This is a genomic window from Rhizobacter sp. P2_H2, assembly GCF_056403375.1.
Map to the genome: position 1 here is coordinate 1 of NZ_JBFUFP010001404.1, position 1,142 is coordinate 1,142.

A 1,142-nucleotide genomic window follows, 5' to 3' on the forward strand; every position below is an offset into this window, starting at 1 on the left:
ACAAGAGACAGTGCGGGATGGAGCGGCTGGGCACCTGGGACGCGATGGGCATGCGCGGCACCTGCAGCCCGGGCTATACCGTGAGCGCGCGGTTCGACGCGGCGCAGATCGTGCCGGCGCCGTTCGCCGAGATCAATGCGCAGACCATGGTGCCGTGGGCGCACATCCTGTGGGGCTCGGCGTGGCTGGGCATCGCGACCGATGCGGTGGCGCGGGCGCGCGCCTTCGTGCGCGACACCGGGCGGCGCCTGGGCGGCACGCCGCCGACGGCAGCGCGGCTGAGCGCGGTGTCGGCCAAGCTGCAGTTGATGCGCGTGCAGGTGCGCGACTGGGCGCACCGCTACGACGCGATGTGCGCGACAGCCGATGCCGGCGCGCAGGAGCTCGGCTCGGTGGCCTGCGCGATCCAGCTGAACCACCTGAAGCTCGCGGCCTCGGAGCTGGTGGCCGAGATCTGCACCGACGCGCTGCGCATCACCGGCACCAGCGGCTACCGCAACGATTCGCCGTACAGCATCGCGCGGCACCTGCGCGACGCGCATTCGGCGGCGCTGATGATCGGCAACGAGCGCATCCACGCGTCCAACGGCGCGCTGCACCTGGCCTACCGCGACGAGGCGCTGTAGCGGCTTGATCCGGCGCAAGGCGGTCCGCACGGACCGTTGCTATGGTGCGCGCCACCGAGACCCTCCCGCGGCACCCGATGCCCGCCTGCCCGATGACCGAGTCCACCGATCGACCTGCCCTGCCCGCCGCCTTGATGGAGGAGGCCGTGCGCGGCGGTCTCGCGCCGCTGCAGCTGGGCGGCCGCACGCTGCTGCCGATCGTGCAGGGCGGCATGGGCGTCGGCGTGTCGGCGCACCGGCTCGCGGGCACGGTGGCGGGCTTCGGTGCGATGGGCACGCTGTCGTCGGTCGACCTGCGGCGGCATCACCCGGACCTGATGGCGCTCACGCCGGACCTGCCGCCCGGCCCCGCGGCCACCGAGGCGGCCAAGCTGGCGATCAACGCGGCCAACCTGGTCGCGATCGAGCGCGAGATCCGCGCGGCGCGCGAACTCTCCGGCGGGCGCGGGTTGCTCGCGATCAACGTGATGCGCGCGGTCAGCGACTATGCGCCGTCGGTGACGCGCGCGCTCGAAT

General features: G+C 73.3%; 1 protein-coding gene and 1 pseudogene. Both read left to right on the forward strand.

Annotation, left to right across the window (positions count from 1 at the left end; genetic code table 11):
- The coding region (locus AC1D15_RS33470) for an acyl-CoA dehydrogenase family protein (protein WP_477829454.1) at positions 1 to 626 on the forward strand (626 nt) is incomplete at its 5' end.
- 92 nt (positions 627 to 718) lie between these two features.
- Positions 719 to 1,142, forward strand: a pseudogene (locus tag AC1D15_RS33475) (nitronate monooxygenase); the annotation flags it as partial.